The 15,522-nt window shown below is 66.8% G+C and carries 16 protein-coding genes and 1 pseudogene; 8 read left to right on the forward strand and 9 right to left on the reverse strand.

The features are described from left to right. The first annotated feature begins 9 nt into the window (after positions 1–9). Positions 10–1,269 carry an aminodeoxychorismate synthase component I gene (locus AU193_RS09390; protein ID WP_064422092.1) on the forward strand — a complete coding sequence of 420 codons (1,260 nt, stop codon included), beginning with the start codon at positions 10–12 and terminating at the stop codon, positions 1,267–1,269. On the opposite strand, the gene AU193_RS09395 is transcribed toward AU193_RS09390, so the two are convergent. Together AU193_RS09395 and rsmI are read right to left on the reverse strand one after the other, a co-directional pair. Then, positions 1,211–1,948, reverse strand: coding sequence for an alpha/beta fold hydrolase (locus AU193_RS09395; RefSeq protein ID WP_064422093.1), 738 nt, complete (start codon positions 1,946–1,948; stop codon positions 1,211–1,213). The two genes, AU193_RS09390 and AU193_RS09395, sit on opposite strands and share 59 nt — an antisense overlap. 12 nt (positions 1,949–1,960) lie before the next feature. Beyond that, positions 1,961–2,797: a 16S rRNA (cytidine(1402)-2'-O)-methyltransferase gene (gene rsmI, locus AU193_RS09400; protein ID WP_064422094.1), complete on the reverse strand. Its 837-nt coding sequence runs from the start codon at positions 2,795–2,797 to the stop codon at positions 1,961–1,963. 23 nt (positions 2,798–2,820) lie between these two features. On the opposite strand from rsmI, the gene AU193_RS09405 reads away from it, so the two are divergent. Beyond that, entirely contained in the window at positions 2,821–4,362 is a 1,542-nt protein-coding gene (locus AU193_RS09405; RefSeq protein ID WP_064422095.1) for a dolichyl-phosphate-mannose--protein mannosyltransferase, read from the forward strand. Positions 4,363–4,480: 118 nt separating this feature from the next. Then, a complete protein-coding gene (locus AU193_RS09410; protein ID WP_064422096.1) occupies positions 4,481–5,344 on the forward strand; it encodes a type IV toxin-antitoxin system AbiEi family antitoxin in 864 nt (287 codons plus the stop codon). Positions 5,345–5,413: 69 nt separating this feature from the next. On the opposite strand, the gene arcA is transcribed toward AU193_RS09410, so the two are convergent. Then, on the reverse strand, positions 5,414–6,625 hold the full coding sequence (gene arcA, locus AU193_RS09415) for an arginine deiminase (RefSeq protein WP_064422097.1): 1,212 nt from the start codon (positions 6,623–6,625) through the stop codon (positions 5,414–5,416). 37 nt (positions 6,626–6,662) lie between these two features. Between arcA and soxR the strand changes: the two genes are divergently transcribed. Then, positions 6,663–7,097, forward strand: coding sequence for a redox-sensitive transcriptional activator SoxR (gene soxR / locus AU193_RS09420; protein ID WP_064422098.1), 435 nt, complete (start codon positions 6,663–6,665; stop codon positions 7,095–7,097). A gap of 32 nt (positions 7,098–7,129) precedes the next feature. Further along, positions 7,130–7,726, forward strand: a complete 597-nt coding sequence (locus AU193_RS09425) for an alpha-ketoglutarate-dependent dioxygenase AlkB (protein ID WP_064422099.1) — start codon at positions 7,130–7,132, stop codon at positions 7,724–7,726. On the opposite strand, the gene AU193_RS09430 is transcribed toward AU193_RS09425, so the two are convergent. The 3 genes from AU193_RS09430 to AU193_RS09440 are packed head-to-tail and all read right to left on the reverse strand — an operon-like array spanning position 7,723 to position 10,782. After that, positions 7,723–8,385, reverse strand: coding sequence for a DUF5642 family protein (locus tag AU193_RS09430; RefSeq protein ID WP_064422100.1), 663 nt, complete (start codon positions 8,383–8,385; stop codon positions 7,723–7,725). The genes AU193_RS09425 and AU193_RS09430 overlap by 4 nt on opposite strands. Positions 8,386–8,414: 29 nt before the next feature. After that, positions 8,415–9,092 carry a DUF5642 family protein gene (locus AU193_RS09435; protein ID WP_172798253.1) on the reverse strand — a complete coding sequence of 226 codons (678 nt, stop codon included), beginning with the start codon at positions 9,090–9,092 and terminating at the stop codon, positions 8,415–8,417. Between the two features lie 34 nt (positions 9,093–9,126). Next, positions 9,127–10,782 carry a PE-PPE domain-containing protein gene (locus AU193_RS09440; RefSeq protein ID WP_064422101.1) on the reverse strand — a complete coding sequence of 552 codons (1,656 nt, stop codon included), beginning with the start codon at positions 10,780–10,782 and terminating at the stop codon, positions 9,127–9,129. A gap of 255 nt (positions 10,783–11,037) precedes the next feature. On the opposite strand from AU193_RS09440, the gene AU193_RS09445 reads away from it, so the two are divergent. Continuing rightward, positions 11,038–11,736 (forward strand): LpqN/LpqT family lipoprotein, encoded by a 699-nt coding sequence (locus AU193_RS09445; protein ID WP_064422102.1) that lies wholly within the window; start codon positions 11,038–11,040, stop codon positions 11,734–11,736. Between the two features lies 1 nt (position 11,737). Here the strand turns inward: AU193_RS09445 and AU193_RS09450 are convergent, their stop codons facing one another. Together AU193_RS09450 and AU193_RS09455 are read right to left on the reverse strand one after the other, a co-directional pair. After that, a complete protein-coding gene (locus tag AU193_RS09450; protein ID WP_172798254.1) occupies positions 11,738–12,556 on the reverse strand; it encodes a shikimate 5-dehydrogenase in 819 nt (272 codons plus the stop codon). Continuing rightward, entirely contained in the window at positions 12,556–13,554 is a 999-nt protein-coding gene (locus AU193_RS09455; protein WP_064422103.1) for a GNAT family N-acetyltransferase, read from the reverse strand. The genes AU193_RS09450 and AU193_RS09455 overlap by 1 nt, the downstream gene beginning before the upstream one ends. A 261-nt stretch (positions 13,555–13,815) precedes the next feature. On the opposite strand from AU193_RS09455, the pseudogene AU193_RS22790 reads away from it, so the two are divergent. Further along, positions 13,816–14,046: pseudogene (locus tag AU193_RS22790) on the forward strand (hypothetical protein); the annotation flags it as partial. A gap of 105 nt (positions 14,047–14,151) precedes the next feature. Beyond that, positions 14,152–14,952 carry an SDR family oxidoreductase gene (locus AU193_RS09460; RefSeq protein WP_064422104.1) on the forward strand — a complete coding sequence of 267 codons (801 nt, stop codon included), beginning with the start codon at positions 14,152–14,154 and terminating at the stop codon, positions 14,950–14,952. 189 nt (positions 14,953–15,141) lie between these two features. On the opposite strand, the gene AU193_RS09465 is transcribed toward AU193_RS09460, so the two are convergent. Beyond that, the gene (locus AU193_RS09465; protein WP_064422105.1) at positions 15,142–15,495 is read right to left on the reverse strand and encodes a metalloregulator ArsR/SmtB family transcription factor; all 354 of its coding nucleotides are present in this window, start codon (positions 15,493–15,495) and stop codon (positions 15,142–15,144) included. Between the last annotated feature and the right edge of the window lie 27 nt (positions 15,496–15,522).

Genomic DNA, 15,522 nt, shown 5'->3' on the forward strand with positions numbered 1-15,522 from the left:
GCTGAGTCGGTGCGGATCGACCTGCTCGGCGACCTGGGCAGCGCCCCAGCGGTTCTGCGCGCCGTCGGATACGCCGCCGCCGATCGCGGGCTGGCGCCGCCGGCGGCCCTGATCGGTGATTGGTTCGGCTCGGGCGCGGTCATCGCGCCTTCGGTGGAAGTCGCTGCGGTCGAGTGCTCACGCGCGTTCGACGTCCCGGTGGGATCAGGGACGGGGGATGCGGTCGGAGGTGGCTGGTTCGGCTATCTGTCGTACCCGGACGCGGCGGCCGACGGTTCAGGCCCGCGAATACCCGAGAGCGCGGGCGGCTGGTCCGATTGCGTGCTGCGCCAGGACGGCGATGGGCGGTGGTGGTTCGAAAGCCTCTCCGAGGCAACGATTCCGGAGTGGGTGCTCGAGGCGCTGCGGGTGCCGGTCGAGGAGCGGTCGTTCCGCGTCGAGTGGGGTGAGGCCGATCGCGATGCGCACCGGCGGGGAATGCTGGACTGCCTCGAGGCGATAGCCGCCGGCGAGGTCTATCAGGCGTGCGTGTGCACGCAGTTCCGCGGCCGAGTCCACGGTTCACCGCTGGATTTCTTCGCCGACGCCGTCCAACAGACCGCGCCGGCGCGCGCCGCGTACGTTGCCGGAAGTTGGGGGGCGGTGGTGTCGTTGTCGCCGGAATTGTTCCTGTGCAGGCGAGGTGAGTACATCGCGTCGAGCCCGATCAAGGGCACGCTGCCGCGCTCCGCCGATCCGGAAGCGCTCCGGTGCTCGGTCAAGGACGTCGCGGAGAACATCATGATCGTCGACCTGGTGCGCAACGACCTGGGCCGCGTCGCCGATGTGGGGACCGTCTCGGTGCCCGAATTGTTGGTCGTGGAGCCGGCGCCCGGCGTGTGGCACCTGGTGTCGACGGTGTCGGCTCGGGTGCCGGTCGAGGTGCCGATGTCGACGGTGCTCGAGGCGACGTTCCCACCGGCGTCGGTGACCGGCACACCGAAGACGCGGGCACGCCAACTGCTCGCGGAGTGGGAACCGGTTCGGCGGGGAATCTACTGTGGCACAGTTGGATTGGCTTCTCCGGCAGCCGGGTGCGAACTCAACGTGGCGATCCGGACGGTGGAATTCGACGCGTCGGGCAATGCGGTCCTCGGCGTCGGCGGCGGCATCACCGCCGATTCGGATCCGGATCGCGAGTGGGAGGAGTGCCTGCACAAGGCGGCGCCGATCATCGGTACCGGCGGCAGCGCTCGACGAGTATCTCCGCCAGCCGTGCCGGCTCACTGACCATCGGCATATGGCAGGTGCCCATCTCGATGGTCGTCTGTACACCGCCGATCGCGTCGATGGCGTTGCGTTGGAACTCGTGCGATAACGCGCGATCGCGTCGGGTCATAACCCAGGTCCGAGGTATATCGTCCGGCATCGCTTCCCGCGACACACTTTCAGTGAGGATGTGCGGAGATTCCGGGTAAAGCTTGCCCGCCATGAACCGGCGTTGGACGGATGTGGTCCCGTTGAGGAAACCGATCCTGACCATCCAGGAGGGTGTCACTGCAATGGTAGACCGCTTCGCGCGGCGACGGGCGATGCGTGCGAACATACCGGTGATCGTGTCCACCAACGCTTGACCTTCGGGTGGGACGAATGCGGCTATGAGGATCATCTCGCGCACGCGGGACGATCCGAGTTCGGTGACGACCCCTGGAACGGTAAGTCCCGCCATTGAATGGCCGGCAATGACGACTTCATCGAAACCGGCATTCTCGATGTCGCGGACCACCGACTCCACGAAGTCGGCGATGGTGAGGGTGAGTAAGTCCCCCGATTTCCCTCGCCGACCGGGCAGATCGACTGCGAGCACGGGCAACTCCGGCTCTTGGCGATAGATCTCGTCGATCGTCAGTTCCCATGAATCAGCCGCCAGTCCCCCGCCGTGAACCAGTACGAGTGCGGGCAGTGCCATGGCCGGACCCCCTCACCGTCGGGACCGCAGAACCGCATCGTAGAGCTCACGCCGAGACGGCGAGCCCGGATTCGCCGCGACCACCTCGGCGCACGCGTCCTTGACCCGCGCACCGTCGTCGACCAACCGTTGGACTTGGGACACCAGAATTTCGAGGTCCGCCTTCGGGACGGCGCCGGCCAGCACGACGGTGATCTCGCCGAGCACCCCGTCGGCGGCCCAGTCGGCGAGGTCGGCCAACGAACCCCGGACGATCTCTTCGTGCGTCTTGGTCAACTCTCGGCACACCACCGCGCGGCGGTCCGGGCCGAGCACGTCGACCGCGTCGGCGAGCGTGCCCGCCAGCCGACGCGGCGACTCGAAGAACACACACGTCCGCTGCTCGGTTACCAGCGTCGTCAACCACGTCTTGCGCGCGCCCTGCTTGCGCGGCGCGAATCCCTCGAAGCAGAACCTCTCGGCCGGTAGCCCCGAGACCGCCAGCGCCGTCGTCACCGCCGACGGGCCCGGCAGGCAGGCGACCGGGAGCCCGGCGTCGATGCAGGCCGTCACCAGGCGATACCCCGGATCGCTGATCAACGGCATACCGGCGTCGCTGACCAGCAGCACCGTCGCACCTGTCCGGATCTCGTCGAGCAGGCCCGCGACCCGCAACGCCTCGTTCTGGTCGAAGAGGCTGACCACTTTCGCGGTCAGCTTGACCTCGACGGACTGGGCGAGCGTGCGGATCCGGCGGGTGTCCTCGGCGGCGATGACGTCGGCGCCCTTCAGCGCGGTGACCAGCCGCGCCGAGGCGTCGGAGGGCTGGCCCAGCGGCGTGGCGCCTATGAGCAGTCGGCCGGGGCTCATGCCGACAGCCTACGATCGCACTCGTGACCGCCCCCGCCACCAAAGCGCCGCGCGCGGTCCCGGTCATCAGCCCCGCGCCGCAGGTGCCCGTCGCGGACTTCGGCCCGGTCGACCGGCTGCAGGGGTGGGTGATGACCGCCGTCATCGCCGCACTGGCCGCGGTGACGCGGTTCCTGAACCTCGGATCGCCGACCGACGCCGGGACGCCGGTCTTCGACGAGAAGCACTACGCGCCGCAGGCCTGGCAGATGCTGCACAACCACGGCGTCGAGGACAACCCGGGCTACGGCCTGGTGGTACACCCGCCCGTGGGCAAGCAGCTGATCGCGATCGGGGAAGCGCTGTTCGGCTACAACGGGTTGGGCTGGCGGTTCTCCGGCGCGGTGTGCGGCGTGATCGTCGTGGTCCTGATCGCGCGGATCACGCGACGCATCAGCCGTTCGACGTTGGTGGGGGCCATCGCGGGTCTGCTGATCACCGCCGACGGCGTCAGCTTCGTCGCCTCGCGCACCGCGCTGCTCGACGGATTCCTGGTGACGTTCGTGGTGGCCGCGTTCGGTTGCCTGATGGTCGACCGGGACCAGGTGCGCGAGCGTATGCACGTCGCGCTGCTGGAGGGCCGCATCGGCGAGACGCTGTGGGGGCCGAGACTCGGGGTCCGCTGGTGGCGATTCGGCGCGGGCGTGTTGCTCGGATTGGCCTGCGCGACAAAGTGGTCGGGCCTGTACTTCATCGCGTTCTTCGGCGTCATGACCATGGTTTTCGACATCCTTGCGCGGCGTCAGTACCGCGTCCCGCGGCCGTGGCTGGGCGCGTTCCGCCGCGACCTGGGGCCGTCGTTGTACGCGCTGGTGCTCATCCCGTTCGGCGTATACCTGGCGTCGTACACGCCGTGGTTCGCGTCAGAGACGGCCATCAACCGCCACGAAGTCGGGCAGTCGATCGGCCCGGACAGCGTATTGCCGATCCCCGACGCGTTGCGCTCGCTGTGGCATTACACGTACGCCGCGTACAGCTTTCACTCCGGCTTGACCAATGCCGACGGTAACCATCACCCGTGGGAATCGAAGCCGTGGACATGGCCGATGTCGTTGCGTCCGGTGCTCTACGCGATCGACAACCAGGATGTGCCCGGCTGTGGGGCGCAGTCGTGCGTGAAGGCCGTGATGCTGGTCGGCACGCCCGCGATGTGGTTCCTGGCGGTACCGGTGCTGGGGTGGGCGGTGTGGCGGGCATTCGTCAAGCGCGACTGGCGTTATGGCGTCGCGCTGGTGGGCTACAGCGCGGGCTTTCTGCCGTGGTTCGTCGACGTCGACCGCCAAATGTACTTTTTCTACGCGACGACGATGGCGCCGTTCCTGGTGATGATGATCGCGTTGATTCTCGGCGACATCCTGCACAAGCCGAATCAGAACGCCGAACGCCGGACGCTGGGCCTGATCGCGGTGAGTTGTTATGTCGCACTGGTGTTGACGAACTTCGCGTGGTTATACCCGATCCTGACGGGCATCCCGATATCGCAGGCGACTTGGAACATGCAGATCTGGCTGCCGTCCTGGCGCTGAGGTCGCGTTCCTTCGCGAGACGTACACCAGGGTCGTGTGAGCGAGTTATCCACAACCCTGGTGTACGCCTCGCGAATCGGGGACAGAATTGTCAGCGCTTCCGGACAGCATCCGTGGCATGGAAGAAGCATTCGTAGGCCGCGAACTACTCGGCAGGGGTCTGACCCGAGGCCAGTTGCGCTCGCGCTACAAGCGCGTCAAGCCACGCGTCTACGTGCCCCGCAGTGCGTCACCGTCGGTTGAACTCGACGCACATGCTGCCTGGCTGTGGACGGATCGTCGCGGCATCGTGGCCGGGCGTGCTGCGGCTTCACTGCACGGAGCCCAATGGGTAAACCTCGACACACCGATCGACATGATCGGCCCGCGTCAGCGTCCACGGCGTGGAGTGGTCATCCGAAATGAACGGATTGACTGGGACGAGGTCTGTACGATCGGCGACCTCGCGGTGACGACACCAGCACGCACGGCGCTGGATCTGGCTCGACACCTCAGTCGCGACGTGGCGGTCAGACATCTCGACGCACTGGCAGCGGCGACCGGCCTGACAGTTGACGACGTAGCACCGCTTCTCGAGCGGTATCGCGGTGCGCGAGGGATGAAGCGTGCCCGCATCGCACTGGATCTGATGGACGGCGGTGCTCAGTCGCCCAAAGAGACGTGGTTGCGACTTCTTGTCGTCGACGCAGGGTATCCGCGGCCTCGTACTCAGATCCGCGTCAGCGACGGCGTCGCTGAGGCGTTCCTCGACATGGGTTGGGACGAACCGATGATCGCTTTGGATTACGACGGTGAACAGCATCAGACGGAGCGGCGCCGATTCGTTCACGACATCGGTCGCAACGCGCTCGTCGAGCGTCTCGGTTGGCTGGACATTCACGTGGTCAAGGAGCACAGCCGCGGGCTCATTTTGCACAGACTGCGGGAGGCCGCCGAGCGTCGCGGGTGGTTTCCCCTCGCGAAACGTACACCAGGGTCGTGATCGCGCGGATTCCGCTGCCCTGGTGTACGTCTCGCGAAGTACCCGGCCCGAGCGCTGACTCGCGGCGACTCAGAGCGGGTCGCGGCCGGCCGGGCACGACATGCACCGCGGGCCGCCGCGGCCGGTGCCCAGCTCCGACGCCTGGATCGGCAGCACCTCGATGCCCGCGTCCGTCAACCGCGCGTTGGTTTCGACGTTGCGCTCGTACGCGACCACCACACCCGGCGCGAGCGCGAGCGTGTTGTTGCCGTCGTCCCACTGTTCACGCTCGGCGGTCACCGGGTCCAATCCCGTGGCGATGACGCGCAACCGGTCGATACCCATCGCCGTCGCGGCCGCGTCCACGAACGGCACTGCATCGTCGATGCGCACTCCCCCACTACCGTCACGGTGAATCGTGAACGCAGCCAACGAATCGACGACCGGCGGGTACATCACCACCGCGTCGACGTCGACCATCGTGCACACGGTGTCGAGATGCATCTGCGCCCGCGACTGTGCGATCGGCACCGCGAGCACGGTATGCGCCAGGTCGTCGTCGAACAAGCTGCGCGCCAAGGCTTCCGCGCCCGCAGGCGTGGTCCTCTCCCCCACTCCCACGGCCACAACCCCCGGCGCCAGCAGCAGCACATCTCCACCCTCGACGGGCGCCGACCGTGACTCGTAGGCCCGTCGAACACCGAGGAATCGAGGATGGTGCGCGTAAATCACGTCGGTCAGCGAGGTTTCGCGCACCCGCGCCGGCAGCGCCAACGACGTGATCGCCACCCTGGGGCCGATCCAGAACGACGAGTCGCGCGTGAACAACAGGTTCGGCAGCGGATCGATGACGAAATCGGCTCCGTGATGCATTCGCCGCACCAGCGACAGCTCGGCACCTGAGAGCGGCAGCTCGTTGAACGTCATACCCGCCATCAGCACATGCGCCAGCGGCGCCGCCTCCAGCGAGCGCAGGTACGCCGAAAGCTCCTGCGCCAGTGGCAAACCCAGCCGTCGCGGGTCGACCGCCGCCGCGATCCCGTGCATCCTGGCCGCCCCGCTGTGCGACAGCGCCTCAGTCAACAGGTCGGCGAGCAGCATCACCTCCACTCCGCGGTCGGTCAACAGCGCGGCGAACGCGTCGTGCTCCTGCTGCGCCCTGGCCACCCACGGCAGCCCGTCGAACAGCAGCGCATCGTTGTTGCGCGGCGTCAACCGCTGCAACTCGGCCCCGGGCCGGTGCAGGATGACCGCAGCCAGCCGACCCACCTCGGAGTCGCAGCCCAACGTCACATCTAGCACCGTAACCCGCGACCCCACCTCAACTATGGTTGATGTTATGGAGTTGATTCACGAGCTGACTCCCGGCGAACTGTCCGCCCGCAGCGGTGTCGCGGTTTCGGCACTGCACTTCTACGAGCGCCAAGGCCTCATCCACAGCAGACGCACCTCGGGAAACCAGCGTCGCTATGCGCGGGAGACGTTGCGCCGCGTCGCGTTCATCCGGATGTCGCAGCGGCTCGGAATCCCTTTGTCCCGCATCCGAGAAGCGCTGGCCACCCTGCCCACCGACCGGGTGCCGACGAGGAAGGACTGGGCGAGACTGTCGGCGGGCTGGCGCCAAGACCTCGACGATCGCATCCTGCATCTGCAGCGGTTGCGCGACAATCTGACCGGCTGCATCGGCTGCGGCTGCCTGAGCCTGAAGACATGCGCCCTGACCAACCCCGGAGACGTCCTCGCCGAACAAGGGCCCGGCGCGGTGCGGCTCTGACATATCGAACGCCTGTGCGATAGGATCGCGTCATGGAGCCGGCGCTGCAGAGCTCGCTGTTCGAGCACGCCGAACGCCGCCATCTCGGCAACGGGGCCTGGATCGACTTTCGGTCCGGGTGGTTGGACGACGCCGACTCGTTGTTCAAAGAGCTCTCCGAGGTCATCCCGTGGCGCGCCGAGCGCCGACCGATGTACGACCGCGTCGTCGACGTTCCCCGACTGATCAGCTTCCACAACCTGGTCGACGACCCGCCGCCGCATCCACGGCTCAAGCAACTTCGGCGTCGCCTCAACGACGCCTATGCGGGAGAGCTCGGCGAACCGTTCACCACCGTGGGCCTGTGCCTGTACCGCGACGGCAACGACAGCGTCGCCTGGCACGGCGACACCATTGGCCGCAGCAGCACCGACGACACCATGGTCGCGATCATCGGGCTCGGCGCCACCAGAACGTTCGCGCTGCGACCACGCGGCGGCGGCAAGTCGCTACGCCTGCAGCACGCACACGGGGATCTGCTCGTGATGGGCGGATCGTGCCAGCGCACGTGGGAACACGCCATCCCCAAGACGACGCGGCCCGTCGGCGCCCGGATCAGCATCCAGTTCCGTCCGCACGACGTGCGTTAAGCCCTGACCGCGTTCACCGCGGCGACCAGCAGGTCGCGGGCACGCTGGGTGTCCACCTTCGCGACGGGTTTGTCCGGCAGCACCAATGGGTTCGCGGTGACGATCACCAGGAAGGGACCGAAGCTGGCGAGGTAGTTGTACAGCTCGCCGGTGCGAGGCCCACCGTCCACCGTCGTCTGCACCACTCGATGAGTTCCCAGCGTCTGCGCGCCCTCGATCTGCGGCGCCTCGACGACCTCGACCAGCCCGCGCATCGCACCGCCCGCGAACCCCACCTTGCGGCAGTTCTCGGCAGGCGCATCCACCGAGGCGGCTTCTGAGGTTTCGACGGCGATCGTGATGAACCGGTTGCCTTCACCCTCGGCCGTCGTCGCCGCCATATTGCCCTTGGCGCCCGCGGGCACCATCTGCTGATCGGCGAACGACGCGCAGTCGGGTGGCTCGAACTTCATCCCCTTGGGCAGTTCCTGCCGGGCCAGCAGACGTGGGTCGATACCGGTCGGGCCGATGTCGGTGACGGTGAAGCCGGGTCCGAAGCTCGTCCGCACATCCTTGACGCGGGCGATGTCGGCGCGCGACAGGTCGTCGCTCGATTCGCCGGTCGCACACGCGGTGAGCGCAGCGACGCACACCACCGCGACCATGGCCCTCTTCGACATCGCCGCACAATGTACCGGGAGACGACGGCTCAGCCCCGCAACGCGGACACCGTTTCGGTCAGCAGATGCGCGGCGAAATCCGAACCGAGTTGGGGATCGGGCGAACCGGGGTCGGTGACGACGGCGACGAACGCGACGTGGTCACCCAGATATGCGGTGACGGTATCGGCGTGCGACAGCGTTTCGGTGCCGCCTTCGACGACGGTTCTGCTCGATGTCGCCATCGCGATGCTCGACGCGCCGTCGATGGCCGGGGCGGGTTCGAGCCTGACGCTCCCCGTGCTGCGTCCGCCCGAAATCGTCCAGCGTCCGCACTCGTCGACCACCGTCCGGTCGAGATCCCCCGGCGCGGTGGCGACGACGGCGTAGACGATGCCGCCCGGACCCGAAGCCGACCAGCCCTCGGTGCTCACCGCGCCAGCGGCGGGGTCGGCCAGCGCGGCGCAGGTCTGCGGATCGGTGGTCCACTGCGCGCCGTATCCCCACGCGGTGACGGGGCCGATGGGGCCGACCAGGTCGGTCACCTCATATCCGGCGGGCAGGACGGTGCGCGCCCGGTCGATTCTGGCCGGGTTGATCGGGGCAGGGGTGTCGGATGACGGATGATCGGCCGGAGAGGGATCGGGCCGGGTTCCGCACGCACTCGCCCAAACCATCAGGACCGCGACGACGGCGGCCACGACGGTCGTGGTGAGCAGGTGGATCATGGTCTCGCTCGACTGTTCCCGCTGACCGCGTCCGTCAAGCAGCGGCGCCCTCCGCGCCGGACCCGCCGCCGGGGCCGGCGCCGGCCGGCTGGTTGCCGGGCTCCGAAACCGTCTCAGCGCCACCGGTTCCCGTTCGATCCGGCCGAGCAGCGGGCGACTGACCCAGCCGAACCGGTGGATCGAACTTGATCGACTCGCGCAGTTTCGGCAACCTGGGCAGCTTCGGCAGTTTGGGAGGCGCGGGCTTAACGCCGGCCCTCGGGGACTCGCCGGTGAGGACACCGGTTCCGGGCGTCTCGGCGCCCGCACCGTCGACTGCCTCCTCGGGGAGCTTCGTCGTTTCTCCGTTGCCGGACTGTGCCGGACTCTGGACGACCTGGATGGGATTGCCCTGCAACGGATTCTGTTCAAGTGGGTCACCCGAGGACTCGCCCTGACCGGCAGGTGGTGTCCCACTGCCGACGGGGTCGATCCGGTCGGCGTCTCCCGCGCGTGACCACATCATCGTGGTCGCGGTGTCGTCTCCCGGTGGGTCCGGCAATTCCGGTCCGCCGACGCCGAAGGGGCTGGTCGTCTTCTCGGTACCCAGGGGGCGACTTCCAGAGACCTCCTCGATCCCGTCGTCGAGACCCGTCGGGATGGACTTCACCAGATTGATCGCCGTCTTGATCGGGTTCCTGAACGGGAGCAGACCCACCTTCGTCGCGACACCGGGTGGTACGTCGCGGGCGTAGGCGCCCTCGATCAGCACGCGAAGCGGTGCGTCCAGAGCCGTCAGAATCGGCGACGGCACGAAGGCTTCGAATGGCATCAGGATCGGCAGCCGCTTGGTCGGGTAGAGGTAGTAGTCGGTGTCACCGGTCGTTCCCTGATACAACGCCCCGTCCAGATCGGCGTTCTGCAGGTCACCGTGAAGGTAGTAATAGCCGGCTGCGGCGTTGAGGATGGCCAAAACGTTGGTGAGGCTGGCGGGTGCGTCACCCCCGAGGCCGTCGTACTGCGCGGCGACGTCGGTTGTCGGCATACACGGCCCGTTCCCCTCGCAGGAGTTCGTCGGGGTTGCGCCGTAGAAGGTGATGCCGATGATCGGGATCGTGAGGCCATCGGGCCCTCGTGCCAGGATGCCGCCGTTGGGACGCATCGGGTTGGCCAGCAGGAAGAACGACGTCTCGCCGTCTTCTCTGGGATCAGCAATCAGTTCCCTCTTGACCAGCGAAGCCACCACCGCGCTTTGCGAGTAGCCGAAGATGACGTAGTCCTCATCCGCGGACGGGGGCGGCGTGGGCCCTTCCGGGTCGACGTTGTAGCTGGCATCTTTGTTGAACCGGCAGTTCGAATTCCCGCGGACACACCCCTCCAAGCTGGTCACACCCTCTGCGACCGAACGGTCGAAGGTCTTGGTGCCGAACACCGGGAAGAACGCTGCAGGATAGACAACGGCGTAGACGTTCTCGTCCACCTCGCCGATGGGCGGCACATCGGGGCTGGTCGTCACCCTGTCCGAGGCCGGGTTGATGAATCCGTTGACGGCGTTCTGCAGGTACTCGCTGATGTACGCGGGGTCATCGGGCGGGGTGGTCAACGGGTGTTCCGTACCGCCCATGATCAACGCGCTCGCCGCGAGCTGGACCGCGGTCGCCGTCGTCCACGCGACGGCCAAGGCGATCGCTGCGAACACCGCCAAGACCATCGCTGCCAACGAACGCAATGTCGTCTTCAAACGCAATGTCGTCTTCGGTCGCCTACTCTGCCCCTGCATCGCGTCTCTCTCCCACCCCGTCGCCGTTACCCCGCAAAACCCTGCCCAGCTAACCACGCTGGAGGCCCACAGCAAAATGTCCTTCCCAACGGTAACAACCGCGTAACCGCTGTTACCCGCGTTTTCGACTGAAAATGACGTAGGCGGCCGTAGGCTACGGCGCAGACCACACCGATGGAGGAGCAAATGAGCACGTCTATGAGGGCCGGCGTCATCGCAATCGCGGCCGTGGCACTCGGGCTTGGCCTCGCCGGCTGCAGCTCGAACACCGAAGGCGAGGCGACGAAGTCGTCGGAGGCGACAACCTCCGAGGAGACCAGTGCCTCGCCCGCACCGCCTACACCCACACCTCAGTCCCAGGGCGCCAATTACACGATCGTCGACTACATCCGCGAGAACGGGATCACGGAGACCCCGGTCAAGCGCGGCGACCCCGGTTCGCCGACCATCGACCTGCCCTTCCCGCCCGGGTGGAGCGACGCCGGACCACGCACACCCCAATGGGCCTATGGCGCAATCGTTTCCGATGACCCTGCCATGGCGGAGGATCCTCCGACCATCATCGCGTTGGTGTCGAAGCTGACCGGCAACGTCGACCCCGCGAAGATCCTGGAATACGCGCCCGGGGAGATCAAGAACCTACCCGGATACGATGGCGCACAGGAAGGTTCGCCGTCCACGCTCTCCGATTTCGAAGCGGTGCAAATCGGCGGCACATACACGAAAGACGGCACCGTCAGGGCGATCGCACAGAAGACCGTCGTGATCCCAGGACAAGACGGGCTGTACGTGCTGCAACTCAACGCCGACGGCCGCGAGGACCAGATGACGGCGCTGATGGACGCGACGGGCGTCATCGACGAACAAACCAGGATCACACCGTGACTCAGGCGCGCGCGACCGCGGACGCTGCCATGATCTGTTCGGCCGACGGCCGAACCCCGGTATAACGCTCGAACTGCTCGGCGGCCTGCAGTGCGATGACCTCGGCGCCCGTAATGACGCCGACGCCTGCCTCGCGCGCGGCCTTGATGAGCGGCGTCTCGGACGGCATCGCCACCACATCGAAGACGGTGTGCGCGTCGGCGATGATGGGCTCGCCGAAGGCGATTCCGTTCGCCTCGGGACCGCCGGCCATCCCCACCGGGGTGACGTTGACGAGTATGTCCGCGGAGCGCGCGCCGACGTCGGCGATGTAGTCGTAGCCGAGCCTGTCGGCCAAAGGACGTCCGGTGTCGGGATTTCTGGCCACGATTGCGCCTCGGTCGAAACCGGCGTCGCGGAACGCGGCCCCGACCGCACTGGCCATGCCACCGCTGCCGTACACCAGCACGGACTGCGACGGCTGTAATCCGTTCTCGGCGATAAGGGTCTGCACTGCAAGATAATCGGTATTCGACGCGGTGAGCCGGCCCTCGTCGTTCACGATCGTGTTGACAGCGCCGATGGAGCGGGCCGACTGCTCGATCTCGTCGACCAGCGGCAGCACATCCTGCTTGAACGGCATCGACACCGAGCAACCGCGGATGCCCAGCGCCCGCACTCCCCCGATCGCCGCCGCGAGATCCGTTGTGGTGAAAGCCTTGTAGATGAAGTCCAATCCGAGCAGGTCGTAGAGGTAGTTGTGGAACCGGGTACCGATGTTGCTCGGCCGGCCCGCCAGCGAGATGCACAATCGGGTGTCCTTGGACAAGGGAACGCGCATCAGCCGACCGACCGCACTACCTGAGTCGCCATTTTGCGGATCTGCTTGGTCAGTTCCGTCGAGAACGGCGGATCCGTCGGGCGCGGCACGTCGATGGTCGTGGTGACCACCCCGAGGTCCTCTCGATGCCATCGTGCGCCGTGACGGGTGAGGATGGTGCGCATGGGATAGTTGTCGGTGAGCACTCGCGCCGTGAAGCGTTCGACGCCAAGACAATTCGCGGCGATCGCGAGTGCCCCCATGAGGAATGACCCGATACCGTTGTTCTGGTAGGCATCGGCGACGGTGAACGCGACCTCGGCGACGGCGGGATCCGCCTCGTCGCGAACCAGACGCGCATCGGCGACCACCGGACCGGCGGGACCGTCGGTCATCACCCAGACGAAATGGTGTTCGTAGTCGACCTCGAACAGGTAGCGCATCAGGGATCTGCTCGGAACGAGCATCGATTGGAAGCGCCGGTACAGCGTCTCGCTGGAGAATTCGACAGGACCCTTGGAGGTCCGTTCGCTGTCGCCGGGCAGCACCGGGCGCAAGTGCAACTCGCTTCCGTCACGCATCCGGACGGAAATAGGGGTGACGTACGCGGCGAGGCGCTGCCGGGCGGTGCTCAACAGCCGGTCGAGCATGCCGGGGATCTCGAGCAGGGTCGCGAACGCCTCGCGTCCACCCACCCACCCGCGCACCGCTTCGGTGGCGATCACCGTCGCGGTCCGCGTCGTGTCCCGCAGCAGTGCGATTTCGCCGACGATCATGCCCGGCGTCAGTTTCGCGATGGTGTCGTGCCCGTCGTCTCCGACGTGCGTGACCTCGGCCGCGCCCGAGCCGATCAACAGGAATGACAGCGCGAGTTCGCCCTGGTGCATGAGCACCTGACCGGAGGCGGCGTTGAGCGGAGTCAGCTGGGCTGCGAGTGGCACAAGGTCCTCGACCCGGTAGCCACCGAAGATTTCCAACGCAGTGAGTTCGTCGGCGCGAACGCCGGTCAGGCCGGCCACCTCACGAGGCTACGGGCTGCTCGTCGCCACGAGCAAGAAGCGGTGCGGGTCGCCGGTCAGCCGCGCCGGTCGGGTGGGCAATCACCGGATCGACCCATCAGCAAATCGTGCGGATTGGCGCGGGCCGGCCGCGGCGCTCCGCCACCCGTCTGAAGACAAGTCGCAACATGATGTGCTGCATCGATGTACTCCACGGCCGCCCGCAACCTCAAGTTAGCACAACATCTGAACACTTAGACAGGTATTGCCCCGCGCACATGGCTGCGCGGAGGCTCCCCTCCGCACGCCGAAGCTTTCGATTACGGCGCCCTGGAACCGCACATCTCGGGACAGATCAACGAGATTCACCACAGCAAGCACCACGCCACCTATGTGAAGGGCGTCAACGACGCGATCGCCAAACTCGAAGAGGCCGGCGCCGACGGCGGCGACGAGCCGATTGGCGACCTGGCTGGCGCCCTCGACGATCAGTTCGGGTCGTTCGACAAGTTCTAGGCGCAGTTCGCCGCCGCCACCAGTAAGGCATCGGGGCTCATCTTCTAGTCTCGACGGGGCGGTATCAAGTGCCGCCACCGCAATTCACGGAGGCGCTTGTCAATGGGTGACGGTCAGTTCAGCACGCATACAGAACTTTTCGATCTCACCGGCAAGCGCGCCGTCGTCACCGGTGGCACGAGCGGCATCGGGGTGATGATGAGCCGCGGGCTGCTGCAGGCGGGCGCCAGCGTGGTGATCAGCTCGCGTAAGGCCGACGCGTGCGAGCGCGCAGCGGCCGAGCTGTCCCGTTTCGGGCAGGTGCGAGCCATACCCGCCGACCTGTCACGGCACGACGAGTGTCGCCGGCTCGCCGACGAGGTGACCGGCGCCGGCGAGCCAGTGCACATCCTCGTCAACAACGCGGGTGCCACATGGGGCGAGCCACTGGAGAGCTTCCCCGATTCCGCGTGGGACAAGATCCTCAACGTCAACGTCAAATCGCCGTTCTGGCTTGTGCAAGCGCTGCTGCCCGCCCTTCGCGCCGCGGGCACAGCGGACGATCCCGCCCGGGTCATCAACGTCGGCAGCGTCGACGGCATCCGGGTGCCCGAGCTGCCGACGTACTCCTACAGCGCCAGCAAGGCGGCGGTTCATCAGCTCACCCGTGTCCTGGCCCGCGAACTGGGGCCGCAACACATCACGGTCAATGCCGTTGCGCCAGGCGCATTTCCGTCGAAGATGATGGCTGCCACGCTCGATGCGTTCGGCGACGAGATCGCCGCGTCGGCGCCGCTGCGACGGATCGGGCGCGACGATGACATGGCGGGGATCGCGGTCTACCTCGCCAGCCGCGCCGGTGCGTTCCTCACCGGAGCCGTCATCCCCGTCGACGGCGGGCTCGCGACGACCGCGAGCAAGTAGCCGAACGCGACGGCGACGGTTCAGCGAGGCAGAGCTGTCTGCTCAACAAAGAGGTTGACCCCGCTGACCGCCTCGCGGGCGACACCGGCGCAACCCTCACCGATCACCACCCACTGCCGCGAACTGTGCCCAGCTTCGCGAAACTGTAAACGGCCAGTCAGCGCGCTGCGACAGAGCAATCTTTCGCCGTCAGGCCGTGGTGTCCGTCGCGCCGAGGCGTAGATGCTCGATGTGGTAAACCGCCTCGTCGAGAAGCTGAGCGACGTGATTGTCGTAGAGCCGGTAGACGACGCTGCGGCCATTGCGGTCACCCGCGACCAGCCCGAGTGCGCGGAGGAGCCGGAGTTGGTGCGATACCGCCGGCTGCTCCATTCCAACCGCAGTCGACAACTCTCCGACTGAGCATGGAGACCGCCGCAGCCGGGTGAGGATCATCAAACGGTTGGGGGAGGCGAGGGCCTGCAACGTCTCGGCGATCTTGCCCGCCGAGGCTGCGTCGAGTGTGGCCGGAGGAGTCACCCTGCCGTCGACTCCGTGCCCCATGCCGTCAATTGAAGCACGGTTCTTCGA

The sequence above is a fragment of the Mycobacterium sp. GA-1285 genome (genome assembly GCF_001499905.1).
Taxonomy (GTDB): Bacteria; Actinomycetota; Actinomycetes; order Mycobacteriales; family Mycobacteriaceae; genus Mycobacterium.

Coding starts and splice junctions, on each gene's coding strand:
- AU193_RS09395 (WP_064422093.1), bottom strand. CDS start 1,948: ATGGCACTGCCCGCACTCGTACTGGTTCACGGCGGGGGACTGGCGGCT.
- rsmI (WP_064422094.1), bottom strand. CDS start 2,797: ATGAGCCCCGGCCGACTGCTCATAGGCGCCACGCCGCTGGGCCAGCCC.
- AU193_RS09410 (WP_064422096.1), top strand. CDS start 4,481: ATGGAAGAAGCATTCGTAGGCCGCGAACTACTCGGCAGGGGTCTGACC.
- soxR (WP_064422098.1), top strand. CDS start 6,663: ATGGAGTTGATTCACGAGCTGACTCCCGGCGAACTGTCCGCCCGCAGC.
- AU193_RS09425 (WP_064422099.1), top strand. CDS start 7,130: ATGGAGCCGGCGCTGCAGAGCTCGCTGTTCGAGCACGCCGAACGCCGC.
- AU193_RS09430 (WP_064422100.1), bottom strand. CDS start 8,385: ATGTCGAAGAGGGCCATGGTCGCGGTGGTGTGCGTCGCTGCGCTCACC.
- AU193_RS09435 (WP_172798253.1), bottom strand. CDS start 9,092: ATGATCCACCTGCTCACCACGACCGTCGTGGCCGCCGTCGTCGCGGTC.
- AU193_RS09440 (WP_064422101.1), bottom strand. CDS start 10,782: ATGGTCTTGGCGGTGTTCGCAGCGATCGCCTTGGCCGTCGCGTGGACG.
- AU193_RS09445 (WP_064422102.1), top strand. CDS start 11,038: ATGAGCACGTCTATGAGGGCCGGCGTCATCGCAATCGCGGCCGTGGCA.
- AU193_RS09450 (WP_172798254.1), bottom strand. CDS start 12,556: ATGCGCGTTCCCTTGTCCAAGGACACCCGATTGTGCATCTCGCTGGCG.
- AU193_RS09460 (WP_064422104.1), top strand. CDS start 14,152: ATGGGTGACGGTCAGTTCAGCACGCATACAGAACTTTTCGATCTCACC.
- AU193_RS09465 (WP_064422105.1), bottom strand. CDS start 15,495: ATGGGGCACGGAGTCGACGGCAGGGTGACTCCTCCGGCCACACTCGAC.